This window comes from Simplicispira suum, from assembly GCF_003008595.1.
Lineage (GTDB): Bacteria > Pseudomonadota > Gammaproteobacteria > Burkholderiales > Burkholderiaceae_C > Simplicispira > Simplicispira suum.
Genome location: NZ_CP027669.1, coordinates 870,499 through 889,398, shown reverse-complemented (window position 1 = coordinate 889,398; position 18,900 = coordinate 870,499). Strand labels below are relative to the sequence as shown.

At 66.9% G+C, this 18,900-nt stretch carries 20 protein-coding genes; 7 read left to right on the top strand and 13 right to left on the bottom strand.

The window, feature by feature from the left end; translation table 11 throughout:
* Position 1: 1 nt before the first annotated feature.
* Genes gspM through gspG form a run of 7 tightly spaced genes read right to left on the bottom strand, consistent with a single transcriptional unit; the run spans position 2 to position 4,726 of the window.
* Positions 2-568, bottom strand: a complete 567-nt coding sequence (gspM, locus tag C6571_RS04230; RefSeq protein WP_106445589.1) for a type II secretion system protein GspM — start codon at positions 566-568, stop codon at positions 2-4.
* A complete protein-coding gene (gspL, locus tag C6571_RS04225; protein WP_106445588.1) occupies positions 565-1,794 on the bottom strand; it encodes a type II secretion system protein GspL in 1,230 nt (409 codons plus the stop codon). Before gspL ends, gspM begins: the two co-directional genes overlap by 4 nt.
* Before the next feature lie 33 nt (positions 1,795-1,827).
* Positions 1,828-2,796: a type II secretion system minor pseudopilin GspK gene (gspK, locus tag C6571_RS04220; RefSeq protein ID WP_170094676.1), complete on the bottom strand. Its 969-nt coding sequence runs from the start codon at positions 2,794-2,796 to the stop codon at positions 1,828-1,830.
* Positions 2,793-3,491, bottom strand: a complete 699-nt coding sequence (locus C6571_RS04215; RefSeq protein WP_106445587.1) for a PulJ/GspJ family protein — start codon at positions 3,489-3,491, stop codon at positions 2,793-2,795. Before C6571_RS04215 ends, gspK begins: the two co-directional genes overlap by 4 nt.
* Complete coding sequence (gene gspI, locus C6571_RS04210) at positions 3,488-3,859, bottom strand: type II secretion system minor pseudopilin GspI (RefSeq protein WP_106445586.1); 372 nt, start codon at positions 3,857-3,859, stop codon at positions 3,488-3,490. Before gspI ends, C6571_RS04215 begins: the two co-directional genes overlap by 4 nt.
* On the bottom strand, positions 3,856-4,302 hold the full coding sequence (locus C6571_RS04205) for a prepilin-type N-terminal cleavage/methylation domain-containing protein (protein WP_106445585.1): 447 nt from the start codon (positions 4,300-4,302) through the stop codon (positions 3,856-3,858). The genes gspI and C6571_RS04205 overlap by 4 nt, the downstream gene beginning before the upstream one ends.
* The gene (gspG, locus tag C6571_RS04200; RefSeq protein WP_106445584.1) at positions 4,277-4,726 is read right to left on the bottom strand and encodes a type II secretion system major pseudopilin GspG; all 450 of its coding nucleotides are present in this window, start codon (positions 4,724-4,726) and stop codon (positions 4,277-4,279) included. The genes C6571_RS04205 and gspG overlap by 26 nt, the downstream gene beginning before the upstream one ends.
* A gap of 62 nt (positions 4,727-4,788) precedes the next feature.
* On the opposite strand from gspG, the gene C6571_RS04195 reads away from it, so the two are divergent.
* From C6571_RS04195 to C6571_RS04180, 4 genes are all read left to right on the top strand, one after another.
* Positions 4,789-5,232 (top strand): type II secretion system protein N, encoded by a 444-nt coding sequence (locus C6571_RS04195; RefSeq protein ID WP_106445583.1) that lies wholly within the window; start codon positions 4,789-4,791, stop codon positions 5,230-5,232.
* 305 nt (positions 5,233-5,537) lie between these two features.
* A complete protein-coding gene (gene imuA, locus C6571_RS04190; protein WP_245901391.1) occupies positions 5,538-6,236 on the top strand; it encodes a translesion DNA synthesis-associated protein ImuA in 699 nt (232 codons plus the stop codon).
* Complete coding sequence (locus C6571_RS04185; protein WP_106445581.1) at positions 6,175-7,506, top strand: Y-family DNA polymerase; 1,332 nt, start codon at positions 6,175-6,177, stop codon at positions 7,504-7,506. Before imuA ends, C6571_RS04185 begins: the two co-directional genes overlap by 62 nt.
* Positions 7,503-10,637, top strand: a complete 3,135-nt coding sequence (locus C6571_RS04180) for an error-prone DNA polymerase (RefSeq protein ID WP_106445580.1) — start codon at positions 7,503-7,505, stop codon at positions 10,635-10,637. Before C6571_RS04185 ends, C6571_RS04180 begins: the two co-directional genes overlap by 4 nt.
* 48 nt (positions 10,638-10,685) lie before the next feature.
* On the opposite strand, the gene C6571_RS04175 is transcribed toward C6571_RS04180, so the two are convergent.
* The 4 genes from C6571_RS04175 to metK form a co-directional block, all read right to left on the bottom strand.
* Positions 10,686-11,414 carry an SGNH/GDSL hydrolase family protein gene (locus C6571_RS04175; RefSeq protein ID WP_106445579.1) on the bottom strand — a complete coding sequence of 243 codons (729 nt, stop codon included), beginning with the start codon at positions 11,412-11,414 and terminating at the stop codon, positions 10,686-10,688.
* Positions 11,415-11,525: 111 nt separating this feature from the next.
* Complete coding sequence (locus C6571_RS04170) at positions 11,526-12,575, bottom strand: bifunctional nicotinamide-nucleotide adenylyltransferase/Nudix hydroxylase (RefSeq protein ID WP_106448030.1); 1,050 nt, start codon at positions 12,573-12,575, stop codon at positions 11,526-11,528.
* Between the two features lie 158 nt (positions 12,576-12,733).
* On the bottom strand, positions 12,734-12,919 hold the full coding sequence (locus C6571_RS04165; protein WP_106445578.1) for a DUF1328 domain-containing protein: 186 nt from the start codon (positions 12,917-12,919) through the stop codon (positions 12,734-12,736).
* Positions 12,920-13,285: 366 nt separating this feature from the next.
* Complete coding sequence (gene metK, locus C6571_RS04160) at positions 13,286-14,473, bottom strand: methionine adenosyltransferase (RefSeq protein ID WP_106445577.1); 1,188 nt, start codon at positions 14,471-14,473, stop codon at positions 13,286-13,288.
* Between the two features lie 130 nt (positions 14,474-14,603).
* Between metK and C6571_RS04155 the strand changes: the two genes are divergently transcribed.
* Positions 14,604-15,464 carry a lysophospholipid acyltransferase family protein gene (locus C6571_RS04155; protein WP_106445576.1) on the top strand — a complete coding sequence of 287 codons (861 nt, stop codon included), beginning with the start codon at positions 14,604-14,606 and terminating at the stop codon, positions 15,462-15,464.
* Complete coding sequence (locus C6571_RS04150) at positions 15,461-16,327, top strand: lysophospholipid acyltransferase family protein (RefSeq protein WP_106445575.1); 867 nt, start codon at positions 15,461-15,463, stop codon at positions 16,325-16,327. The genes C6571_RS04155 and C6571_RS04150 overlap by 4 nt, the downstream gene beginning before the upstream one ends.
* Positions 16,328-16,409: 82 nt before the next feature.
* Here the strand turns inward: C6571_RS04150 and C6571_RS04145 are convergent, their stop codons facing one another.
* Together C6571_RS04145 and yihA are read right to left on the bottom strand one after the other, a co-directional pair.
* Positions 16,410-17,315, bottom strand: a complete 906-nt coding sequence (locus C6571_RS04145) for an alpha/beta fold hydrolase (RefSeq protein WP_106445574.1) — start codon at positions 17,313-17,315, stop codon at positions 16,410-16,412.
* Positions 17,316-17,393: 78 nt separating this feature from the next.
* Positions 17,394-18,092 (bottom strand): ribosome biogenesis GTP-binding protein YihA/YsxC, encoded by a 699-nt coding sequence (yihA, locus tag C6571_RS04140; protein ID WP_106445573.1) that lies wholly within the window; start codon positions 18,090-18,092, stop codon positions 17,394-17,396.
* 73 nt (positions 18,093-18,165) lie between these two features.
* Between yihA and C6571_RS04135 the strand changes: the two genes are divergently transcribed.
* Positions 18,166-18,795: a c-type cytochrome gene (locus C6571_RS04135; protein WP_106445572.1), complete on the top strand. Its 630-nt coding sequence runs from the start codon at positions 18,166-18,168 to the stop codon at positions 18,793-18,795.
* Positions 18,796-18,900 lie beyond the last annotated feature (105 nt).

Sequence of the window (18,900 nt, the reverse complement as noted above, 5' to 3'; positions counted from 1 at the left end):
TCTATCGCGGGGGCAGGGCAAAAACGATGGCACCATCCCAGCGCGCTTCGCCTGCAGGGGTCGGTTTTTGGGGTGCTGCGCTGGCGGCGGGCTGGGCCTGCGGCTTGGCACTGCTGCGCGTCAGGTGGGCTTCTACCGGCACGCTGCGTGCATTGCCGCGCACCTGGGCCAGCCAGGGAGGGATGGCCGCAGCGGGCACGCCCTGCAGGCCGACGGTGGCGCGTTCGCCCATCAAACTGACGCGCGCGCCGGACCCCAATGCCGCTGCCGCGCTTTGCAGTGCCCGCTGGGCCTCGGCCTGGCTGGGGCGGGTGCTGGCGTCGGCCTGCAGCAGGCGGGCCTCGGCCGCCAGCGCCTGCATGCGCTCGAGCTGCGCGTCCAGCGCGGCATGGCGCGCGGGCGCCTCGCGCAGGGTGCGCAGGGCGGGTGCGAGCAGCAGCCACCACGCCAGTGCAGCGGCGACCAGCAGCGCAGCGGCGAGCACCAAGCGGCGTTCGCGCGGGGCCATGGCGTCCCAGCGGGTGCGCCAGACTGGAGGGGCGGTATGGGGGGCGCTGGGCGTGCTCATGGTCGGCCTTCCAGGCGCAGCCACAGACTGTCGTTCTCGCGGCTCAAGTGGTAGGCCTGGGCCTGCAGCGCATTGCCTGCCGCTGCCTGGACATCGCCCGAGAGCGTCAGGCCCCGCAGTTGCAAGGCGCCGGGGCTGTAGTCGATGGCGCTGGGGCTGCCTTGCAAGGCCAACGCACTGCCCGCAGCCGCCAGCATGGGTTCCAGATCGGCCGCAGCCAGGGCTCCGCTGGCCTGGCGCAGCAGCGCCAGTTCGCGCTCCATTTGCAGCGGCGCATCCACCACCACCTTGACTTGGGGGAAGGCCGTGGTCAGCGTGCTTTGCACAGCCGCCTGCTTGGTGGCCAGCGCCGAGCGCTCCTGCCAGGCCCAGGCGTTCAAACCGACGACTTGCGCCAGAACCAGCACCGCGCCCGCCCAGCGCGCCGCGCGCCACTGAGGCGCCTGCAGCAGTGCGCCCAGCAGGCCGCCCGCTTTGCGCATGGCACGGGTGCGGCCGGAACTGGCCAGGTCGAACTGCGCCAGGTCCCAGCGGCTGCGTGCGGCCTGCAGGGCGCGTTCGCTGGCGGAGGACAGCGCCACAGGGCGGCCCAGGATCTGTTCGGCCAGGCTGGCCACAGCGCTCTCGCTGGTGGCGGTGATCGGTTCTTCGTCCTGCGCCTGAGCGGGCAGCAGCGCCAGCGCCGCGAGCGAGAGCGGCAGCACGGCCACGGTGCCTTCGGGCGGCAAGCCGCTGGCCAGCAGCAGCGGCGCCTCGGGTGTGCCGGCGCAGTGCAGGACGGTGGCGCTTGCGCCGGGGGCCATCTCGGGCACCACGCGCGCCACCGGGCGGCCTGCCGTCTCCAGGGCCTGCAGCGCGCCGCGCAGCCAGGCGCGGTCGCAGACCGCCACCCAGGCGCTTGCACCGGCCGCTGCGTCAGGCGCCAGTGCAAAGTGCAGGCGCGCGGGCTCGTCCAGCAAATGGTCTTCCAGCAGGCCTTCGAGCACGGCGCGCATGCGCGGGCTGTTCAAGGCCACGCCAGGAGGTAGCTGCACGCGCTGCCACGACAGCGCCTGCGCCGGTACCAGCGCCACCAGTTCGCCTGCCGCCCGGCCGGTGGCGGGCAGCAGCGCGGCCGTGGCGCGGCCGTGGCGGGTGGGCTGGTGGCCGTCCTGGCTCAGCGTGAAGCTGTATTCAGGAGCCCCTGCACCGCTGGCCAGAGGAAGGGTGAGGACAAGAATGCTCATGGGCGAATTTCGCGGGCCATTGTAGGGGTGCGCTCAGCGGGGCGCGGCGGGCGCCAGGTCTGCCACGCGGGTGCGCCAGAGGGTGCTGACCTGGGTGCCGATGCGGTGCACCAGCGAGCGCTCCTTCACGGCGGCGTCGCCCAGGCGCAGTCGGCCTTGTACTTCAAAATAGTTGCTGCCCACGCTGACTTCGGTGGGAGACAGCGGGGACTCCATACGCAGAAGGGCACGCACGTCGTCGAGTGAGCGAAAAGGCCGCGTCTCGCGGGCCGTGGCCAGCGCCTGCGCCCCGGCCCGGTCCAGCCCATCCATGGCTGCCTGCAGCACTTCGGGGCTGGCGGTGTTGAGGTTGACGGGCGTGCGCTCTGGCAGCACCGTGACATAGGGCGCCAGCAGCGCCGCATTGGCTGCCGACAGCCCCAGCCATGGCAATTGCTCAACCTGCTGGGGCATGAGGGGGGCGTCGTCGCCCTGCGCCGCTTCGGGCGCCGTCGCGCGAATTAGCGCCTGCTCCAGCGTCTCCAACTGGGTTGCTGGCAGGCCGAGCTGCGAAAACAGCCGGGCAAACTGCCTGTGCGCTGCAGGCTGAACGGCCCCGCTGACCACCAGGCTGCCCACGTTCAGGCGCGATTGCAGGTCGATGATCCGGCCCGACAAAAATGCGTCCTGGGTGTCGGTGCTGGCATCGTTCTGTGCGGCGCCGTCCTGCGCGGCGAGAAAAGTGGACAAGCGGGCTTCTTCCAGCGGCACCGCCCAGGGCTCGGCCAGGTGGTCGCCACCGCCGGCGCGCGCGTCCTCGTGCAGGATCAGGCGGGACCAATCCAGGGCCCCGATCAGAATCCAGGCCGACTGCACGCGCGCACGCTCGGCCGTCTCGATCTCGATACTGCGCCACTGCTGCCACATGGCGGCCGCGGCAAAGGTGGCCACCAGGGTGACGGTGAGCATGGCGGCGAGCAGCGCGGCGCCGCGCGTGCGCCCCGGTGTAAAAGAGGGCTTCATGATTTTCCGCCCCCATTCAGCGGGTTGACCCAGTCGCGCGTCAGGCGCCCGGCCAGGGCCTCGTTGGGGCCCAAATCAAGTTGCAGGCGAATGCCCTCGGGCACCAAGGCCTGCGCCTTGGCGGCCGGGCTCGCCTGGCCCACGTTTTGGGCTGTGGGCGTACCGCTGCTGGAGAGCGGGTTGCTCCAGGCATTCCCGCGGAAATAAAAAATTTGCCAATCCATCAACGGCACCAGCACCACTTCGCCCTTGCGCTCGGCGTCGCCCGCGCTGCGCGCCCACACGGTAGCCTGGTCCCAGGCGCGTTGCCAGTCGCCGCGCGTCGTCACGGGCGCCGACTGCCAGCGCAGCCACTGGGTGGTACCGGCCACCTCGCGCTGGCTCCAGGCCACCACCAGCGCCCCCGCATCGCCCCCTGCGCTGCTGCGCCGGGTGATGCGCAGCGCCTGGCCATCCCAATCGATCGGTGTGGTGTTGGGCAGGGCCAGCAGCGCATCCAGATCCGCGCCCCACTGGCCGAGCGCGGCCTGCAGCGTGAGCAGGGCGTCGCCCCGCGCCTTGGTCTGCTGCTGGGCGCGCACCATGCCGTCGATGCCGCGCCAGCTCATCAGGGCCATCAAGCCCAGCAGGGCGATGGCGATCAGCAGCTCGATCAGCGTGAAGCCGCGCGCAGAACGGGGGCTGCGCCTGCTCAACGCCGCCCCACGATGGTCGAGAGCCGCAGTACCTGTCCGCTCTGGCTGCGCACCTGGGCGTCGACACGGCGAAAACTCGGGTTCGGTGTGGGCCGCACCGAGAGCGTCAGATCAAAGCGTTCGCTGGCCTGCTCGCAGCCTTGCACGCTGTCACCAATGGAGGGCATCTGGCGCGACAGGCGCACCGCCACCAGCGCGTTTTCAGCGCACACATGGGCCAGCATGACTTCGGACTGGCGCTCGGCGTTGCGCACCAGCGCGCCCGTGGCCTGGCTGCCCGCCAGCAGCGCAATCGCCACGATGCCCAGCGCCACCAGCACCTCGATCAGCGTAAAGCCCCGCGCCGCAGGAAGGCGATAGTGCTTCATGGCGCGCCCAGCACGGCAAAAGGCCGCAGGCCATCGGTGCTCACCTGCAGGCGGCGCTCCGGGTGGCTGGCCTGGCTCAGCACCACGGTTTGCGGCGCAATCAATGGCTCCGGCCCCAGCAGCACCGGGGCCAGGACGAAAGCGCGCGTATTGGCGTCCAGCCACTGCGTGGGCAGTCCGCTGCTGGCCGGCAGACCGTCAAAGCGAAACCCGCCCTGGACCAGGCGCCAGCGCACCGGCACCCCGGCCGCCCGCGACTTGGCCCGCGCGCCTTCGAGCAGCGCCGCCAGGCGCTCGGCCTCGCGCTCCAATTGGGTTTCGGACGGATCGCGCAGCACCAGCGACACCCCGGCAGTGGCCAGGGCCATGATGCTGATGACGAGCAACAGCTCCAGCAGCGTAAAACCGTTCTGCTTTCTACTGCCAGCTGCCAATGTCCGCATCCTTGCCTTCGCCTCCCGATTGGCCGTCGGCGCCAAAGGACATCACATCCACTTCGCCTTTGATGCCTGGGCTCAAGTACTGGTAAGGCCGCCCCCAGGGATCGTTGGGGAGCTTTTCCAGGTACGGCTTCCAGTTGATGGGCGGCGGGCCGGAGCTGGGCCGCGCCACCAGCGCCTGCAGGCCCTGCTCGGACGTCGGGTAGCGCTGGTTGTCCAGGCGGTAGAGCTTGAGCGCCTGCATCAGGTTGGTCACGTCGGTGCGCGCCGCCGTGGTGCGGGCATCGTCGGCGCGGTCGAGCACGTTGGGGACGATCAAGGCGGCCAGCACGCCGATGATCACCAGCACCACCATCAGCTCGATCAAGGTGAAACCGGCAGCCAGGCGCCGGCGTGCGGTTCGGGCAAGGTTGAGGGCGAGGGTCATGAATGTTGGGGCGAGGCGCAAGCGGCGCCGGGTTGCGTGGTGCGCTGAATGATAATCGTGCGATGAGCCGCCTCACCTCCAGCCCCTGGCCCGTGCGCCTGACCACGCTTGCGCTGTGGGCGCTGGCGGCCGCCAGTGCGGTGTTCTGGGGTTTGCGCCTGAGCACACCGGCGTCCCTGCCAGCCGCCCCTGCCAGCCCCGCTGCTGTCGCCGCGCCGGATGTGCAGGCGATGGCCCGGCTGCTGGGTGTGCAGCCCAGTGCCGCAATGGCTTCGGCGCAGCCCGCCGCAGGCAGCCGCTACACCCTGGTAGGCCTGCTTGCGGGCCAGGATGGTGCCAGTGGCGCCGCCTTGATCGCCGTGGCCGGCCAGCCCGCCAAGCCGTTTCGTGTGGGCAGCGCGGTGGATGGAGATCTGGTGCTGCAGAGCCTGGATGCGCATGCAGCCAAGCTGGGCCCTGCAGGTGCGCAAGCGACACTGACGCTGTCGGTGCCGACAAGCCCATAACGTTCCTTGGCAACACCACGGTGTGTTGCGCGAAACCAGTCGATTTGAAACTGACAGCAGCCGCTGGTTGCTGCGATGACAGACCATTTTTTTCTGGAGGCGAGAGCGGTCCATGCGCACAACGTACACAGTGAATACTGTTTATTTATACAGTAAACTGTCTCTCCCGTGTCCGCCCTTCCCCTTTGGTCCGAAGACGCACCGTCTCCGCCGGACCGTTCTCCCCCATCGCCTCTGGCTTCGACCGGCGGGTGCTGCCCACGCGCGTTTCCGAAGCGCTTTGGCGGGGTTCGGAGATGGGTGGCATGGATGCGCCTACCGTGGCCACCGGGTTTGCTGCTTTGGATGCAGAGCTGCCTGGTGGCGGGTGGCCAACGCACAGCCTGAGCGAATTGCTGCTGGCGCAGGCAGGGCAGTGCGAATGGCGCTTGCTCGGGCCCGCCTTGCCTGCGCTGGTGCATGGCGGTGGCCGCATCTACCTGATTGCGCCTCCCAAGCAGCCCCATGCCGGCGGTCTGTTGCAGTTGGGCCTACCGGCAGCACAAGTGGTCTGGATCGATGCCACGGCGCCCGCAGACAGGCTCTGGGCCACCGAGCAGATCGTCAAGTCCGACCCTGCGGGCGCCATCCTGGCGTGGTTGCCGCAGGCGCGTGCTGAACAACTGCGGCGTCTGCAGGTGCACGCGCAGGGGTGCAGCGCGCCGGTGTTTTTGTTTCGTCCGGCGCTGGCCCTGCGCGACGCCTCGCCGGCGCCACTGCGTGTGTCGGTGACCCTGGAGGCAGGATGGTGTCTTGGGCTGCGCATTCCCAAGCGCCGCGGCGTGCCGTTGGACGAGGTTCTGCATTTGGCGGCCATGCCCGCAAACCTGGTGTCCGCTATTCCGCCGCGGCTGATGTCGATCCCCGCACCGGCTGGTGTACGTTGGTCTTCGGTAATTCCAGATGCTCGGACATTGGGCCGCGCTGCTCCCCATTCCTTTGCCCAACTGCCCATCGCCCATTGATGCGCCTTCGCTGGGCATCTGGGCGCTGCAGTTCACGCCTCGGGTGGCCCTGCTGGAAGAAGCGGTGGTGGCAGAGGTGGGCGCCTGCGCGCGTCTGTTTGGCGGTATGGAGCCGCTGCAGCGCACCGTGCAAGCGCAGGCCGGGGACATTGGTGCCCGCCTGGCCTGGGCGCCCACAGGCAGCGCCGCGCTGGCTTTGGTGCGCCAGGGTCAGCGCAATGGTTTTGCCGCGCCGCTGGCGCAGATTCTGGATGCCCTCCCGCTCGCCAGCCTGACGCCGGTAGCCCGCCACGGCACCACGCTGGAGCGCATGGGCTGCCGTACCCTGGGCGATGTGCGCAAACTGCCGCGCGGGGGGCTGGCCCGGCGTTTCGACAAAGCCTTGCTTCTGGCCCTTGACCAGGCCTATGGACTGCGCCCCGAGGCCTACGAATGGATCGTGCTGCCCGAGAGCTTCCATGCGCGCCTGGAGCTGATGGCCCGCGTCGAGACGGCCCCGGCGCTGCTGTTTGGTGCCCGCCGCCTTCTGGTGCAAATGGCGGCTTGGTTGTCTGCACGCCGTCTGGGCGCCACGGCCTTCACTTTGCGCTGGCGCCACGATGCCATGGGCCCCAAGAAGGCCGGTGCGGGCGACGAACTCACCATCCGCACCGCACAACCAACACAGAACGTCGAGCACTTTGCCCGCCTGCTGGGCGAGCATCTGGACAAGCTGCGTCTGCTGGCCCCTGCGGGAGAGATTGAGCTGCTCGCCTCTGAAGTGGCATCGGTGGTCGAGAACAACCGGTCTTTGCTGCCCGACGTGGTCTGCAAGGGCGCGTCCGTGGAACTGGCGCTCGAACGCATTGCCGCGCGGCTCGGAGAACACTGTGTGCGCTGCCCGGCGCTGACGCCCGACCACCGCCTGGAATGGATGCAGCGCTGGGAGGCCCGCAGCAGCCAGCACACCCGGCGCAGCGAGCCGCCGTACGGGCTTCCCCTGCCCACCTGGATTCTGGACGCGCCCTTGCGCCTGGCCGAGCGCGAGCACCGGCCCATCTACCAAGGCCCCTTGCAATTGCTGCTCGGGCCGGACCGGGTGGAAGGCGGCTGGTGGCACCGCAGCGCTGGTGATGGGCATGGCCATGACCATGGCGGGAACGAAGAGGCGCTTAATGTGCAGCGCGACTACTGGCTGGCTTTGAGCCCGCACGCGGGGCTGCTCTGGGTGTTCCAGCAGCGCCTGGCGGGGGACCAGACGGCCTGGTTCCTGCACGGGTACTTTGGATGAAGGAGCGCCGCGTGCCAAGCCCGTACCCCTTGCCCGACTATGTAGAACTGCGCTGCATTTCCAACTTCACTTTCCTGCGCGGCGCCAGCCACCCCGAAGAACTGGTCGAGCGCGCCAAAGCCCTGGGCTACCGCGCTCTGGCGCTCACCGACGAATGCAGCATGGCCGGCGTGGTGCGTGCGCATGTGGCCGCCAAGCAGGCAGGGCTTGCTTTGGTTCTGGGCGCGCAATTCCTCGTTCAGGCCAGGCACGCGGACGAAGCAGCATTCACGCTGGTGCTGCTGGCCTGCAACCTCCAGGGCTACGGCAACCTGTGCGCTTTCATCACCCACCTGCGCCGTGCCTCGGAGAAAGGTACCTACCGTCTCACGCTGGACGGCATGGCGGGCAGCGATCTGCGGGACTGTCTGGCGCTCTTGTGCCCTGAGCGCCGCGCCAGTGCGGCACAGCTCGAATCCATGGGCCGCTGGGCTCTGGCGCAGTTCACTGGGCGCTGCTGGATCGGTGTCGAGCAGATCCGGCGCCTGGACGACGAGTTGTGGCTGCACCGCATGCGCGAGCTTTCTGCCTTGACGGCGCTGCCCCTCGTGGCTGTGGGCGACGTGCACATGCACGTGCGCTCGCGCAAGCCTTTGCAGGATGTGCTGACCGCCACGCGCCTGGGCCAACCCCTGACCGAATGCGGCCACGCCTTGCAGCGCAGCGCCGAGCGGCATTTGCGCAGCCGGGTGCGCCTGGCGCAGACCTTCTCCGCCGATCTGCTGGCCGAGACCCTGCAGGTGGCCGAGCGATGCCGTTTCAGCCTGGACGAACTGCGCTACCAGTACCCCGATGAGGTGGTGCCTGCCGGGCATACGGCGGCCAGTTATTTGCGCCAGGCCACTTACGAAGGTGCTGGGCGGCGCTGGCCGGCCGGCATTCCCACCAAAGTGCAGGAGCAGATCGAGCACGAGCTGGATTTGATCTGTGAGCTGCGTTACGAGGCCTACTTTCTGACGGTCTACGACATCGTGGCCTTTGCGCGCTCGCGCCACATCCTGTGCCAGGGCCGCGGCTCGGCCGCCAACAGCGTGGTCTGCTACTGCCTGGGCGTGACCGAAGTGGACCCGGCGCGCATGTCGGTGCTGTTTGAACGCTTTATTTCCAAAGAGCGCAACGAACCGCCCGACATCGACATCGATTTCGAGCACCAGCGGCGCGAGGAAATCATTCAGTACCTGTACAGCAAGTACGGGCGCGATCGCGCAGCGCTCACCGCCGCCGTCGCCACCTACCGGCCGCGTTCAGCCATCCGCGACGTGGGCAAGGCCCTGGGTTTTGACCTGGCCACTGTGGACGCCATTGCCAAGGGCCAGCAGTGGTTCGACGGCAAACAGGTGCGGCGGGAGCGCTTTGCCGAACTGGGAATGGAAACCGAATCGCTGGCCGTGCGCCAGCTCATTGTGCTGACCGGGCAGCTCATCGGCTTTCCCAGGCACCTCTCGCAGCACACGGGCGGCTTTGTGCTGACCCGCGATTTGCTGTGCCGCATGGTGCCGGTGGAGAACGCCTCCATGCCCGAGCGCACCGTCATCCAATGGGACAAGGACGATCTGGACGCTGCGGGCCTGCTCAAGGTGGATGTGCTGGCGCTGGGCATGCTCTCGGCCATCCGGCGTGCGCTGGACTTCATCGGCCTGCGCCGGGGCTACGACTTCGGCATGCAAGACATTCCGGCAGAAGACAGCGCCACCTACGACATGATCTGCAAGGCCGACACCGTGGGCGTGTTCCAGATCGAGAGCCGGGCGCAAATGAGCATGCTGCCGCGCCACAAACCCCGGTGCTTTTACGACCTGGTCATTCAGGTGGCCATCGTGCGGCCAGGCCCCATTCAGGGCGGCATGGTGCATCCCTACCTCAACCGGCGCCAGGGCAAGGAGCCGGTGACCTACCCCAGCAAAGACCTCGAATTGGCCCTGGGCCGCACGCTGGGGGTGCCCGTGTTTCAAGAGCAGGTGATGCAGGTGGCCATGCTGGCGGCAGGCTTCACGCCTGGCGAGGCCGATGGCCTGCGCCGCGCCATGGCGGCCTGGAAGCGCAAGGGCGGGCTGGAAAAGTACTACAGCAAGATCGTCGACGGCATGACGGCGCGCGGCTACGAGCAAGCCTTTGCCGAATCGATCTTCGAGCAGATCAAGGGGTTTTCTGAATACGGGTTTCCCGAGAGCCATTCGGCCAGCTTTGCGCTGCTCGTCTATGCCTCGTCCTGGATCAAGTGCCACGAGCCAGCGGCCTTCCTTGCGGCCCTGCTCAACAGCCAGCCGCTGGGCTTTTATTCGGCCAGCCAACTGGTGCAGGATGCGCGGCGCCACGGCGTCCTGGTGCGGGCTGTCGATGTCATGCACAGTGGTGTTGAATCGTCGCTCGAAGACTTGCCCGACACACCGGCTGTGCGTTTGGGCCTGCATTTGGTCCACGGCCTGCGTTCGGCCAGCGCCGAGCGCATCGTGCTGGAGCGCGCCAAGGCGCCGTTTGACAGCGCCGAAGACCTGGCACGCCGCGTCCGGCTGGAGCAGCCCGAGATGCAAAAGCTGGCCGCTGCCGGCGCCCTGCACAGCCTTGCGGGCCACCGCAGGCAGCAAGTGTGGGAGGCCGCAGCGCTGCATGCCCCGCCCGAGCTGCTGCAGGACGCACCCATCGATGAAGACTATTTGGAACTGGCGCCCGCGCCAGAAGGCGAAGAAGTGCTGTGGGACTACCGCGCTACCGGGTTGACGCTGCGCTCGCATCCCCTGGCGCTGCTGCGGCCGCGGCTGGAGCGCTACCGGCTCAAGACCTCAGAGGAACTGCGCCAGATACCCAACGGGCGCACGGTGCGCACGGCCGGCATCGTCACCGTGCGCCAGCAACCGCAGACGGCCAACGGGACCATTTTTGTCTCCATTGAAGACGAGCATGGGTCCACGCAGGTCATCGTCTGGCGCGCCGTGCGCGAAGCCCAGCGCCAAGTGCTGCTGGACGCCCGCCTGCTGGCCATCAAGGGGCGCTGGCAACGCGAGGGCGAGGTGTGCAATCTGATCGCGGAGAAGCTGGCGGATTTGACGCCGCTGCTTGGGCGTTTGGCCACTGCGAGCCGGGATTTCCGGTGATTGGGGGCTGCGCGGGCGCCCGCTGCCCGCCTGGCTTGCTCCCGCAGCTCAGTGCGTGGGCTCGGGCGCCAGCCCACCTTGGCGCACCAACTTGTCGTACCACTGCGCATAGCCCCGGCTGCTGGGATGCAGGCCGTCGGCCGCGTGCATCAATTTGGGTTGCAGCGCAAAGGGATCGGTCTCTGGCGGCTCCAGCAGACGCACGTAGCGGGCGCCGCTCTCCTGCGCGATCTGCTCCACCGCAGCATGCAATTGCTTGGACCGACGCGACATCAGCCACGAGACGGGCGGAGGAAAAAACGGTGCATGCCCCACGTTGCCGCTGGGCATCAGCACCACCACGTTTGCATGCGCCTGGGCCAGGCGCACGGTGCTTGCAATGTTCTCGCGCAGGCGCACGGCCGGGGTCAGGCGAATCACATCGTTGCCACCGGCCAGCACCAGCACCAGGTCGTAGCGCTTGTTGGCGGCGCGCAGTTGCTCTGCCACATCGGCGAACTTGGCGCCGTTCTCGGCCTGGTTGTCGATGAGCCAGTTCGGGTGGGACCGGGCGATTCGGCCCGCCACGCTGTCGCGCGGGTGGGTGGCGCCGGTGCCTACGCCCGTGCTGTCGCCCACCAGCAGCAAGCGCCGCTCAGGTTGTTCAGGGGCCGTGGAGAAGGCTTCGGCGTGCGCTGCCAGGTCTTTGGCTACCGACAGGCGTTGCGCCATGCAGCCGGTGGTGGCCGCAACGACGCCGGCCAGGCCGAGCCAGGCCAGAAGGCGGGCGCGGCTCATCGGCGGCGCCCTGAAACAAAGAGAAAAAAGTGCATGCGATCAGCGTACGTGGCTGCGTGGGGACGCGGTTTCGGACGTCCGCGCGCATCGCTGTCGGACAGGGGCGTGTGATCACGCCGTTCTGGTGGGGCGCGCAAGCAAGCCAAGAAAGCTGTCAAGAATGTGGAAATGGTCGTCGAAAAACTGATCTTCCAGCGCGGCCAGGTCCGCAATGGGCAGCCACTGCGCGAGCGCAGCGTCGTCGTCTGCAAGCACTGCGGGCGGCTGCTGCTCGCGCAGATCGAAATGGTGCACATGCGTGATGGTGCGGCCGCGCTGGCTGCGCGCGGGGTGGGCAAAGACGCGCACCTCCCGCAGGGCGGCCGTGAGCGCGCTGGCCGGCAGCGCGCAATGCGTTTCCTCGGCCAGTTCCCGCAGGCAGCTTTGCAGCAGCGTCTCGTGCACATCGATAAAGCCGCCGGGCAGGGCCAGCAGGCCTTTTCCCGGACTGTGGCCACGCCGGATCAGCAGCACTTGGTCACGCGATTGCACCAGGGCGTCCACGGTGACGAAGGTGGGCGGATAGGGTGCGCTGGCCCAGGCGGCCTTGTCGTCTTTCAAGGCTTGCCAGTCTTGCTGCAGCAAGGAAAAGGCTGGTGTGCGCGCGAAGTCTTCCAAAAATGCCACTGCATTGGCAGGGAGTGCATCTGCCAGGGTGCTGGGCACCGCGCCGCCCAGCCACGCGTCGCGCAAGGCGGTGGCGTCGATCTGGCCTTGGCGGGGCAGGGCGCGCAGGGGCCACTGGGGAAAGCTGCGCAGATAGCCACTGCTCGGGTCTTTGAAATGGCCCACGAGGCAGATGCTTTCAGAAGCAGACGGCGCCGTGGTGGAACCCAGCAAGGAGTGCACTTTCTCGGTTACCGCCTTGGCCCAAACGGGCTCGTCGTAGTAGTCGCGCACGGGCAGTGGGTGGATGCGGCTGCGCTCAGACTCCTCCACCGCCCCCAGAATCAAGTCAGAGCGCTCCTGCCAGGTGAAGGGATTGCGCGGCGAGCGCGCTGCATGGGCCGAACCCAGGACCACCACAACGCGCTGAGCAACCGACAGCGCGTCGCGCAGCAAGGCCAGATGGCCCTGGTGGAAAGGCTGAAAACGCCCGATGAGAATGGCAGTGTCGTACACGTGGGGCAGTGCAGAGTGGCAATCCATCGAAGCTTACGGCACGGAAGGTTCCCGCGTGACGCAGCCCCTTCACCCTCCCAGCGTGAGACAACGTAGCTTCTATGAATTTGATAGCTGACAGCGCTTTATGGATAAGCGCTGGAGCCATATTTCACTGTTTATTTGAGTGCCTTGCGCGCTGCACCTATGCCGAGCACGGCCAGCACCACGAAGACGACCGCGATGACCAGGAAGATGAAGAACAGGATTTTGGCGATGCCTGCGGTTCCGGCCGCGATACCGGTGAAGCCCAGAGCGCCTGCAATGAGCGAAATGATGGCAAAGATGATGGCGTACTTCAGCATGGCGTTCTCCTTAAGGCATGGGCCGCGCACGGATGGCTCGGCATGCGGGCAAAGATACCGTCACGCCGCAAGGGCGTTCGTGGGAGTCCGGCAGCAGGCGGTGTAGGACGTTGGAAGGCGCTTGCCGCCCGGCCGCAGCCGCAAGGCTGCGGTTTTGTGGTCTGCGCTCACCGGGCTGCGCCCTATGAACTTCGCCCCAAAGCCCAAGATTTGCTGCGCAAATGCTGGCCCTACAGGCCAGCCGCTGCACGCAGCGCTTGGGCTTTGTCGGTGCGTTGGCTTCGGCCGGGCCTTGCGGCCCTTCACATCGGCTGCGCCGATATGAGCCTGCGCCGAAAGCCAGACAAGCTCGCTTCGCTCAGGGCCTTATAGGCCCGCTGCCGCGCGCAGCGTGGCAGCCTTGTCTGTCTTTTCCCACGTGAACTGGGGTTCGTCGCGGCCGAAGTGGCCGTAGGCGGCGGTTTTTTCGTAGATGGGGCGCAGCAGGTCGAGCATCTGGATGATGCCCTTGGGGCGCAGGTCGAAGTGCTCCTGCACCAGCTTGGCCAGCTGGTCATCGGGGATCACGCCCGTGCCCTCCGTGTAGATCGTCACGTTCATCGGGTGGGCCACGCCGATGGCGTAGGCCACCTGGATCTGGCACTGGCGCGCCAGGCCGGCGGCGACGATGTTCTTGGCCACATAGCGGGCCGCGTAGGCGGCGCTACGGTCCACTTTGGTTGGGTCCTTGCCGCTGAAGGCGCCGCCGCCGTGCGGGCAGGCGCCGCCATAGGTGTCGACGATGATCTTGCGGCCCGTGAGGCCGCAATCGCCTTGGGGACCGCCGATGACGAAACGGCCAGTGGGGTTGATGAGGTACTTGGTGTCCGCCGTCAGCCATTCGGCCGGCAGCACGGGGCGGATGATTTCTTCGCGAATCGCCTCGTAGAACTCGGGCTTCATCTTGTCGCCCAGGCTCATTTCGGGCGCATGCTGGGTGGAGAGCACCACCGTGTCGATGCTGTGCGGTTTGCCGTCGACATAGCGCAGCGTGACCTGGCTCTTGGCATCGGGGCGCAGAAAGGGCAGGCGCCCATCCTTGCGCAGCTGCGACTGGCGCTCCACCAAGCGGTGCGCGTAGTAGATCGGCGCGGGCATCAGATCCGGCGTCTCGTCGCAGGCGTAGCCAAACATGAGGCCCTGGTCGCCAGCGCCGGTGTTCAGGTGGTCGTCCGACGCATGGTCCACGCCCTGGGCGATGTCGACGCTCTGCTTGTCGTAGGCCACCAGCACCGCGCAGCCTTTGTAATCAATGCCGTACTCGGTGTTGTCGTAGCCGATGCGCTTGATGGTGTCGCGCGCCACCTGGATGTAGTCGACATTCACGCCCGGCTTGGCACTGATCTCTCCGGCCAGCACCACCAGTCCGGTATTGCAAAGCGTTTCTGCGGCTACGCGGGCGTTGGGGTCTTGCGCCAGGATGGCGTCGAGGATGGCGTCCGAAATTTGATCGGACACCTTGTCGGGGTGGCCTTCGGAGACGGATTCGGAAGTAAAGAGAAAGTCGTTCGCCATTTGAATAAACTCCTGTGCTGGCTGGTGGGGCGTTGCCCGAAGCCTCAGGAAGCTTTGGCGAACGCTTTAGCAGTCTTGTTTAACGTCGCTCTGCAAGTTGCTCATTTAACTCAGCGACCGCATCATTTTAATGCCTGTTCTCGTACGCCTTCTGGCACATATCCCTTTGCGCTTCATGCATGTTCTGGGCGCCCTGCTCGGTTGGCTGGCTTTTTTGGCATCGCCAACCTATCGCCGCCGTTTCCTCGCCAACGCCGCGCGGGCGGGCTACCGCTTTGCACAAGTGCGCGCCGCCGTGGCACAGGCCGGGCGCACGGTGGCGGAGATTCCGCGCCTCTGGTTTGGTGCCGTGCCGGACTGCGCACTGGTCAACGAGGGTCTGGTGGCCGAGGCCTACGCGGCAGGGCGGGGGGTGATCTATTTGAGTCCGCACCTGGGCGGTTTCGAACTCTGCGCGCAGGATGCTGCGCGACGCTGGGGCCACCTGTACGGGCCCATTACGGTGCTCTACCGCCCCGCCCGGCAAGCCTGGCTGGCGCGGATGATGGAAACCGCGCGCAACCGCCCCGCCATGCAAGCCGTGCCCACCACGCTCACCGGTGTGCGCCAGATGATCAAGGCGCTGCGCCGGGGCGAGGCCGTGGGCCTGCTGCCCGATCAGGTGCCGCCGGGCGGCCAGGGCGTGTGGGCGCCGTTCTTTGGGCAGGGCGCCTACACCATGACACTGGCGGCGCGTCTGGCACAGCAGACCGGTGCACAGGTGCTGATCGTCTATTGCGAGCGTCTGCCCAAGGGACGGGGTTTTGTGACGCATTTCGAGCGCCTTGACGCGCCGCTGGCAGACGATGCGGTGCTTGCCGCCACGCAGATCAACCGCGCCATGGAGCAAGCCATCCGCCAATGCCCTGAGCAGTACCTGTGGGGCTATGCGCGCTACAAGCGCCCACGTGGGCAAAGGCTGGCGGATGCGGCAGCGGAGGGAATGGCATGAGCGGAAGGATGGGGGTGGCGCTGATGCGCCTGTTGGCCCATGTGCCGCTGCCGCTGCTGCGCGCGCTGGGATGGCTGATTGGCGAGGTGCTGTTTGTGCTGGCAGCGCCGCGCCGGCGCGTGGCGCTGCGCAACCTGGAACTGTGTTTTCCGCACGAAGCGGCGCGCACGCGCCGGCGCTGGGCGCGCCAGAGTTTTGTGCTGTTTTGCCAATCGTGGCTGGACCGCAGCTGGCTGTGGTTTGCCCCGCGCGAGACGGTGCTCAGCCGCGTGCGCCTGACGGGGGCGCTGGAGGAGCTGGAGGGGGACGCGCCCACCATCATCTTCGCGCCGCACTTCTACGGCATGGACGCAGGCGGCTCAGCGCTCACCCTGCACACGCCGCGTGCTTTTACCTCGATCTTTTCGACGCACCCCAACCCCGCCGTGGACGCCTGGTTTCGCAATGGCCGCCAGCGCTTTGGCGACGTGCGCATGCTCAACCGCAAGGACGGCGTGAAGCCGATCCTGTCGAACCTGCGCAAGGGCGGTCTGCTGTACCTGCTGGCCGATATGGACTTCGGCCGCAACGACTCGCTTTTCGTCCCCTTTTTCGGCGTGCCTGCTGCCACCGTGCCTTCTCTTTCGCGTTTTGCCCGGCTGGGGCGCGCCAAGGTCATCGGCATGGCGACGCGGCTGGTGCCGGGTGGCTATGTGGCCGAGATCACCCCGGCGTGGGAGCATTACCCGACGGACGATCTGGAGGCCGACACGGCCGAGATGAACCGCAGGCTGGAGCAATGGATTGCGCCCGAGCCCGGCCAGTACTACTGGGTGCACAAACGCTTCAAGACGCGGCCCGAGGGTGAGCCGAGCATCTATTGATGCTTGGCCCTTGCCCGCGCATCAGGAGCAAAAAATCAAAGAAAATAGCCTGTAGCGCTTATCTACAAAGCGCTTTAAGCTATTATTTTGATTGCAAAAAATCCGCCAACTCTGCAGTCACGCACTCCGGCTGCTCGTGCACCAGCCAGTGCGAGGCCTGGGGAATCTGGCGGATGTCCAAATCTGGAATCCATGCGTCCAGCCCCTCCAGAAGGCTGGGCAACAAGGCGAAGTCGTCGCTGCCCCAGAGCACCCGCGTTGCTACCTTGATGCTGCACATGCTGTCTGGCATCTGCACTGCCCGCGCTCCTACGTCACCGGCGCGCGGTGGGCGCAGGGGCGTGGCGCGGTAGTAGTTGCAGGCGCCGTGCAGGCCCTGCTGCCACAGGGCGCGGTATTTGGCGCGCTCCTCCTCGGTGAGCCAGGCCGGCGGCTCGCTGGCGGTGTTGCTGAAAAAACCGAACAGGCGGTGAAAATCGTCCTCGGCGAGCAAGGCTTCGGCATCGTCCCGGCGCAGGAAATGCATGTACTGGCTGGCCGCTTGCTGGGCAGCGTTGTGTTGCAGTTCGCGCACAAAGGCGCCGGGGTGGGGCGAATTGATGATCATCAGGCGCCGCATGCGCTCGGGCTGCTGGTTGGCGAGGTTCCAGGCCAGGGCGCCGCCCCAGTCGTGCGCGATGAGGCATTCCACCGCGCCGTTCGGGCACAGGGCTGCGATCAGCGCATCGATGTCCTGCACCAGGTGGCGCGGGCGGTAGGCCTCGGCGTCCAGCGGGCTGCTGGAGGCGCCAAAGCCACGCAGATAGGGCGCCACGCAGTAGTAGCCGCCATGCTCGGGTTGGGAAAAGTGCGCCAGCTGCGCGTCCCAGATGAAGGCGCCCTCGGGGAAGCCGTGCAGAAACAAAAGGACCGGTCGCGCCGGATCGCCGCTGACGCGGCCATCGAGCGTGATGCCGTGCGGCAGGGAAATGCTGCGCCTTGAGATCACAAATGCTCCTGAAATATGAGCTTTCTACGCTTATAGGGTAAGCGCTAGAGGCCAATTTGGCTTGAAATTTAGGTGGCTTCAGGCCGATGCGTCCGGCGCGGCCTGCGCCTCGGGGTGCGCCCATTGCCACAGCAGCAGCGCGGCCTCGTCCACGCCCTGCTTTTTCAGCGCAGAGAACATCCTGACCTCGCCGCCGCCGGTTTGCAGTCGCGCAATCGACAGCGCCTTGGTCTGCTCGGCGCGGGTCAGCTTGTCGGCTTTGGTGAGCAGGACCAGAAACTTCAAGCCGTCTTCCACGCGTGGGCGAACCACCTCCAGCAGCGCTTCATCGAGACCGGTGATGCCCAGGCGCGGGTCGCACAGCAGCACGATGCCGGTGAGGCTCTCCCGGTGCACCAGGTAGTTCACCATCACCTGTTGCCAGCGCATCTTGTCGGAGCGCGACACTGCCGCGTAGCCGTAGCCGGGCAAGTCGGCCAGCACCGCGTCGGTCAGGTTCTGGCGTCCCAGAGAGAACAGGTTGATGTGTTGGGTGCGCCCTGGCTTCTTGGAGGCAAATGCGAGCTGCTTTTGCTGCGTCAGGGTGTTGATGCACGAGGACTTGCCCGCGTTGGAGCGCCCGACGAAGGCGATTTCGGGCACCTCCACGGTGGGCAACTGGTGCAGCTGGGCCGCCGTGGTAAGGAAGCGGGCAGTGTGCATCCAGCCCATCGCACTTTTGGCGTCGGCGGCGGGCAAAAGGGAGCCAACACTTTGTGCAGGATCAGAAACGGTCATGAAGGGTGCCGGTGGGGTTGGAGCGGCATTGTAGAATCGCCCGGTTTCGCGCTACCTAACAAAGTCCCCCGTCATGAAGTTGCTCGCCTCCCTGTTCATGGCTGCCGCGCTGGCAGCCCCCGCTTTTTCTGCCCTGGCGGCAGATGCACCGGCGCCGGCCGCCAAGCTCGACCTGGCCAAGGGCGAAGCGAGCTATTCGCAGGTCTGCGTTGCCTGCCACGCGGCGGACGGCAACTCGATGATTCCCGAAAACCCCAAGTTGGCGCAGCAGCACCCGGAATACCTGGTCAAGCAATTGCAGGAATTCAAGTCGGGCAAGCGCGCCAGCGCCATCATGCAGGGCTTTGCCTCCATGCTGTCCGACGAGGACATGAAGAACGTCGGCTGGTGGTTGGCCGCGCAGCCTGCCAAGGAAGGCTTCGCCAAGGACAAAGACCTGGTCGCACTGGGCGAGCGCATCTACCGCGGTGGCATTGCCGACCGCAACATTGCCGCCTGTGCCAGCTGCCACAGCCCGAACGGTGCTGGTATTCCCTCGCAGTACCCGCGCCTGTCCGGCCAGCACGCCGATTACACCGTTGCCCAGCTCAAGGCTTTCCGCGACGGCGTGCGCCTCAATAGCGCGCAAATGACTGGCGTGGCCGCCAAGCTCAACGACCGCGAGATCCGCGCTGTATCCGACTACATTGCCGGCCTGCGCTGAATTTGATTGGCTCCCAGCCGCGCGCCGGGAACCATTGGCAGGCAACTAACCCCAATGCGGGCGGGTCCATCTTCACGGTGGAGCCGCCCGTTTTCACTTGGCGCT

Coding starts and splice junctions, on each gene's coding strand:
- gspG (WP_106445584.1), bottom strand. CDS start 4,726: ATGACCCTCGCCCTCAACCTTGCCCGAACCGCACGCCGGCGCCTGGCT.
- C6571_RS04150 (WP_106445575.1), top strand. CDS start 15,461: ATGAGCGGAAGGATGGGGGTGGCGCTGATGCGCCTGTTGGCCCATGTG.
- C6571_RS04180 (WP_106445580.1), top strand. CDS start 7,503: ATGAAGGAGCGCCGCGTGCCAAGCCCGTACCCCTTGCCCGACTATGTA.
- gspK (WP_170094676.1), bottom strand. CDS start 2,796: ATGAAGCCCTCTTTTACACCGGGGCGCACGCGCGGCGCCGCGCTGCTC.
- C6571_RS04155 (WP_106445576.1), top strand. CDS start 14,604: ATGCCTGTTCTCGTACGCCTTCTGGCACATATCCCTTTGCGCTTCATG.
- metK (WP_106445577.1), bottom strand. CDS start 14,473: ATGGCGAACGACTTTCTCTTTACTTCCGAATCCGTCTCCGAAGGCCAC.
- gspM (WP_106445589.1), bottom strand. CDS start 568: ATGAGCACGCCCAGCGCCCCCCATACCGCCCCTCCAGTCTGGCGCACC.
- C6571_RS04175 (WP_106445579.1), bottom strand. CDS start 11,414: ATGAGCCGCGCCCGCCTTCTGGCCTGGCTCGGCCTGGCCGGCGTCGTT.
- C6571_RS04165 (WP_106445578.1), bottom strand. CDS start 12,919: ATGCTGAAGTACGCCATCATCTTTGCCATCATTTCGCTCATTGCAGGC.
- gspI (WP_106445586.1), bottom strand. CDS start 3,859: ATGAAGCACTATCGCCTTCCTGCGGCGCGGGGCTTTACGCTGATCGAG.
- imuA (WP_245901391.1), top strand. CDS start 5,538: ATGGATGCGCCTACCGTGGCCACCGGGTTTGCTGCTTTGGATGCAGAG.
- C6571_RS04205 (WP_106445585.1), bottom strand. CDS start 4,302: ATGCGGACATTGGCAGCTGGCAGTAGAAAGCAGAACGGTTTTACGCTG.
- C6571_RS04185 (WP_106445581.1), top strand. CDS start 6,175: ATGCTCGGACATTGGGCCGCGCTGCTCCCCATTCCTTTGCCCAACTGC.
- yihA (WP_106445573.1), bottom strand. CDS start 18,092: ATGACCGTTTCTGATCCTGCACAAAGTGTTGGCTCCCTTTTGCCCGCC.
- C6571_RS04135 (WP_106445572.1), top strand. CDS start 18,166: ATGAAGTTGCTCGCCTCCCTGTTCATGGCTGCCGCGCTGGCAGCCCCC.
- C6571_RS04195 (WP_106445583.1), top strand. CDS start 4,789: ATGAGCCGCCTCACCTCCAGCCCCTGGCCCGTGCGCCTGACCACGCTT.
- gspL (WP_106445588.1), bottom strand. CDS start 1,794: ATGAGCATTCTTGTCCTCACCCTTCCTCTGGCCAGCGGTGCAGGGGCT.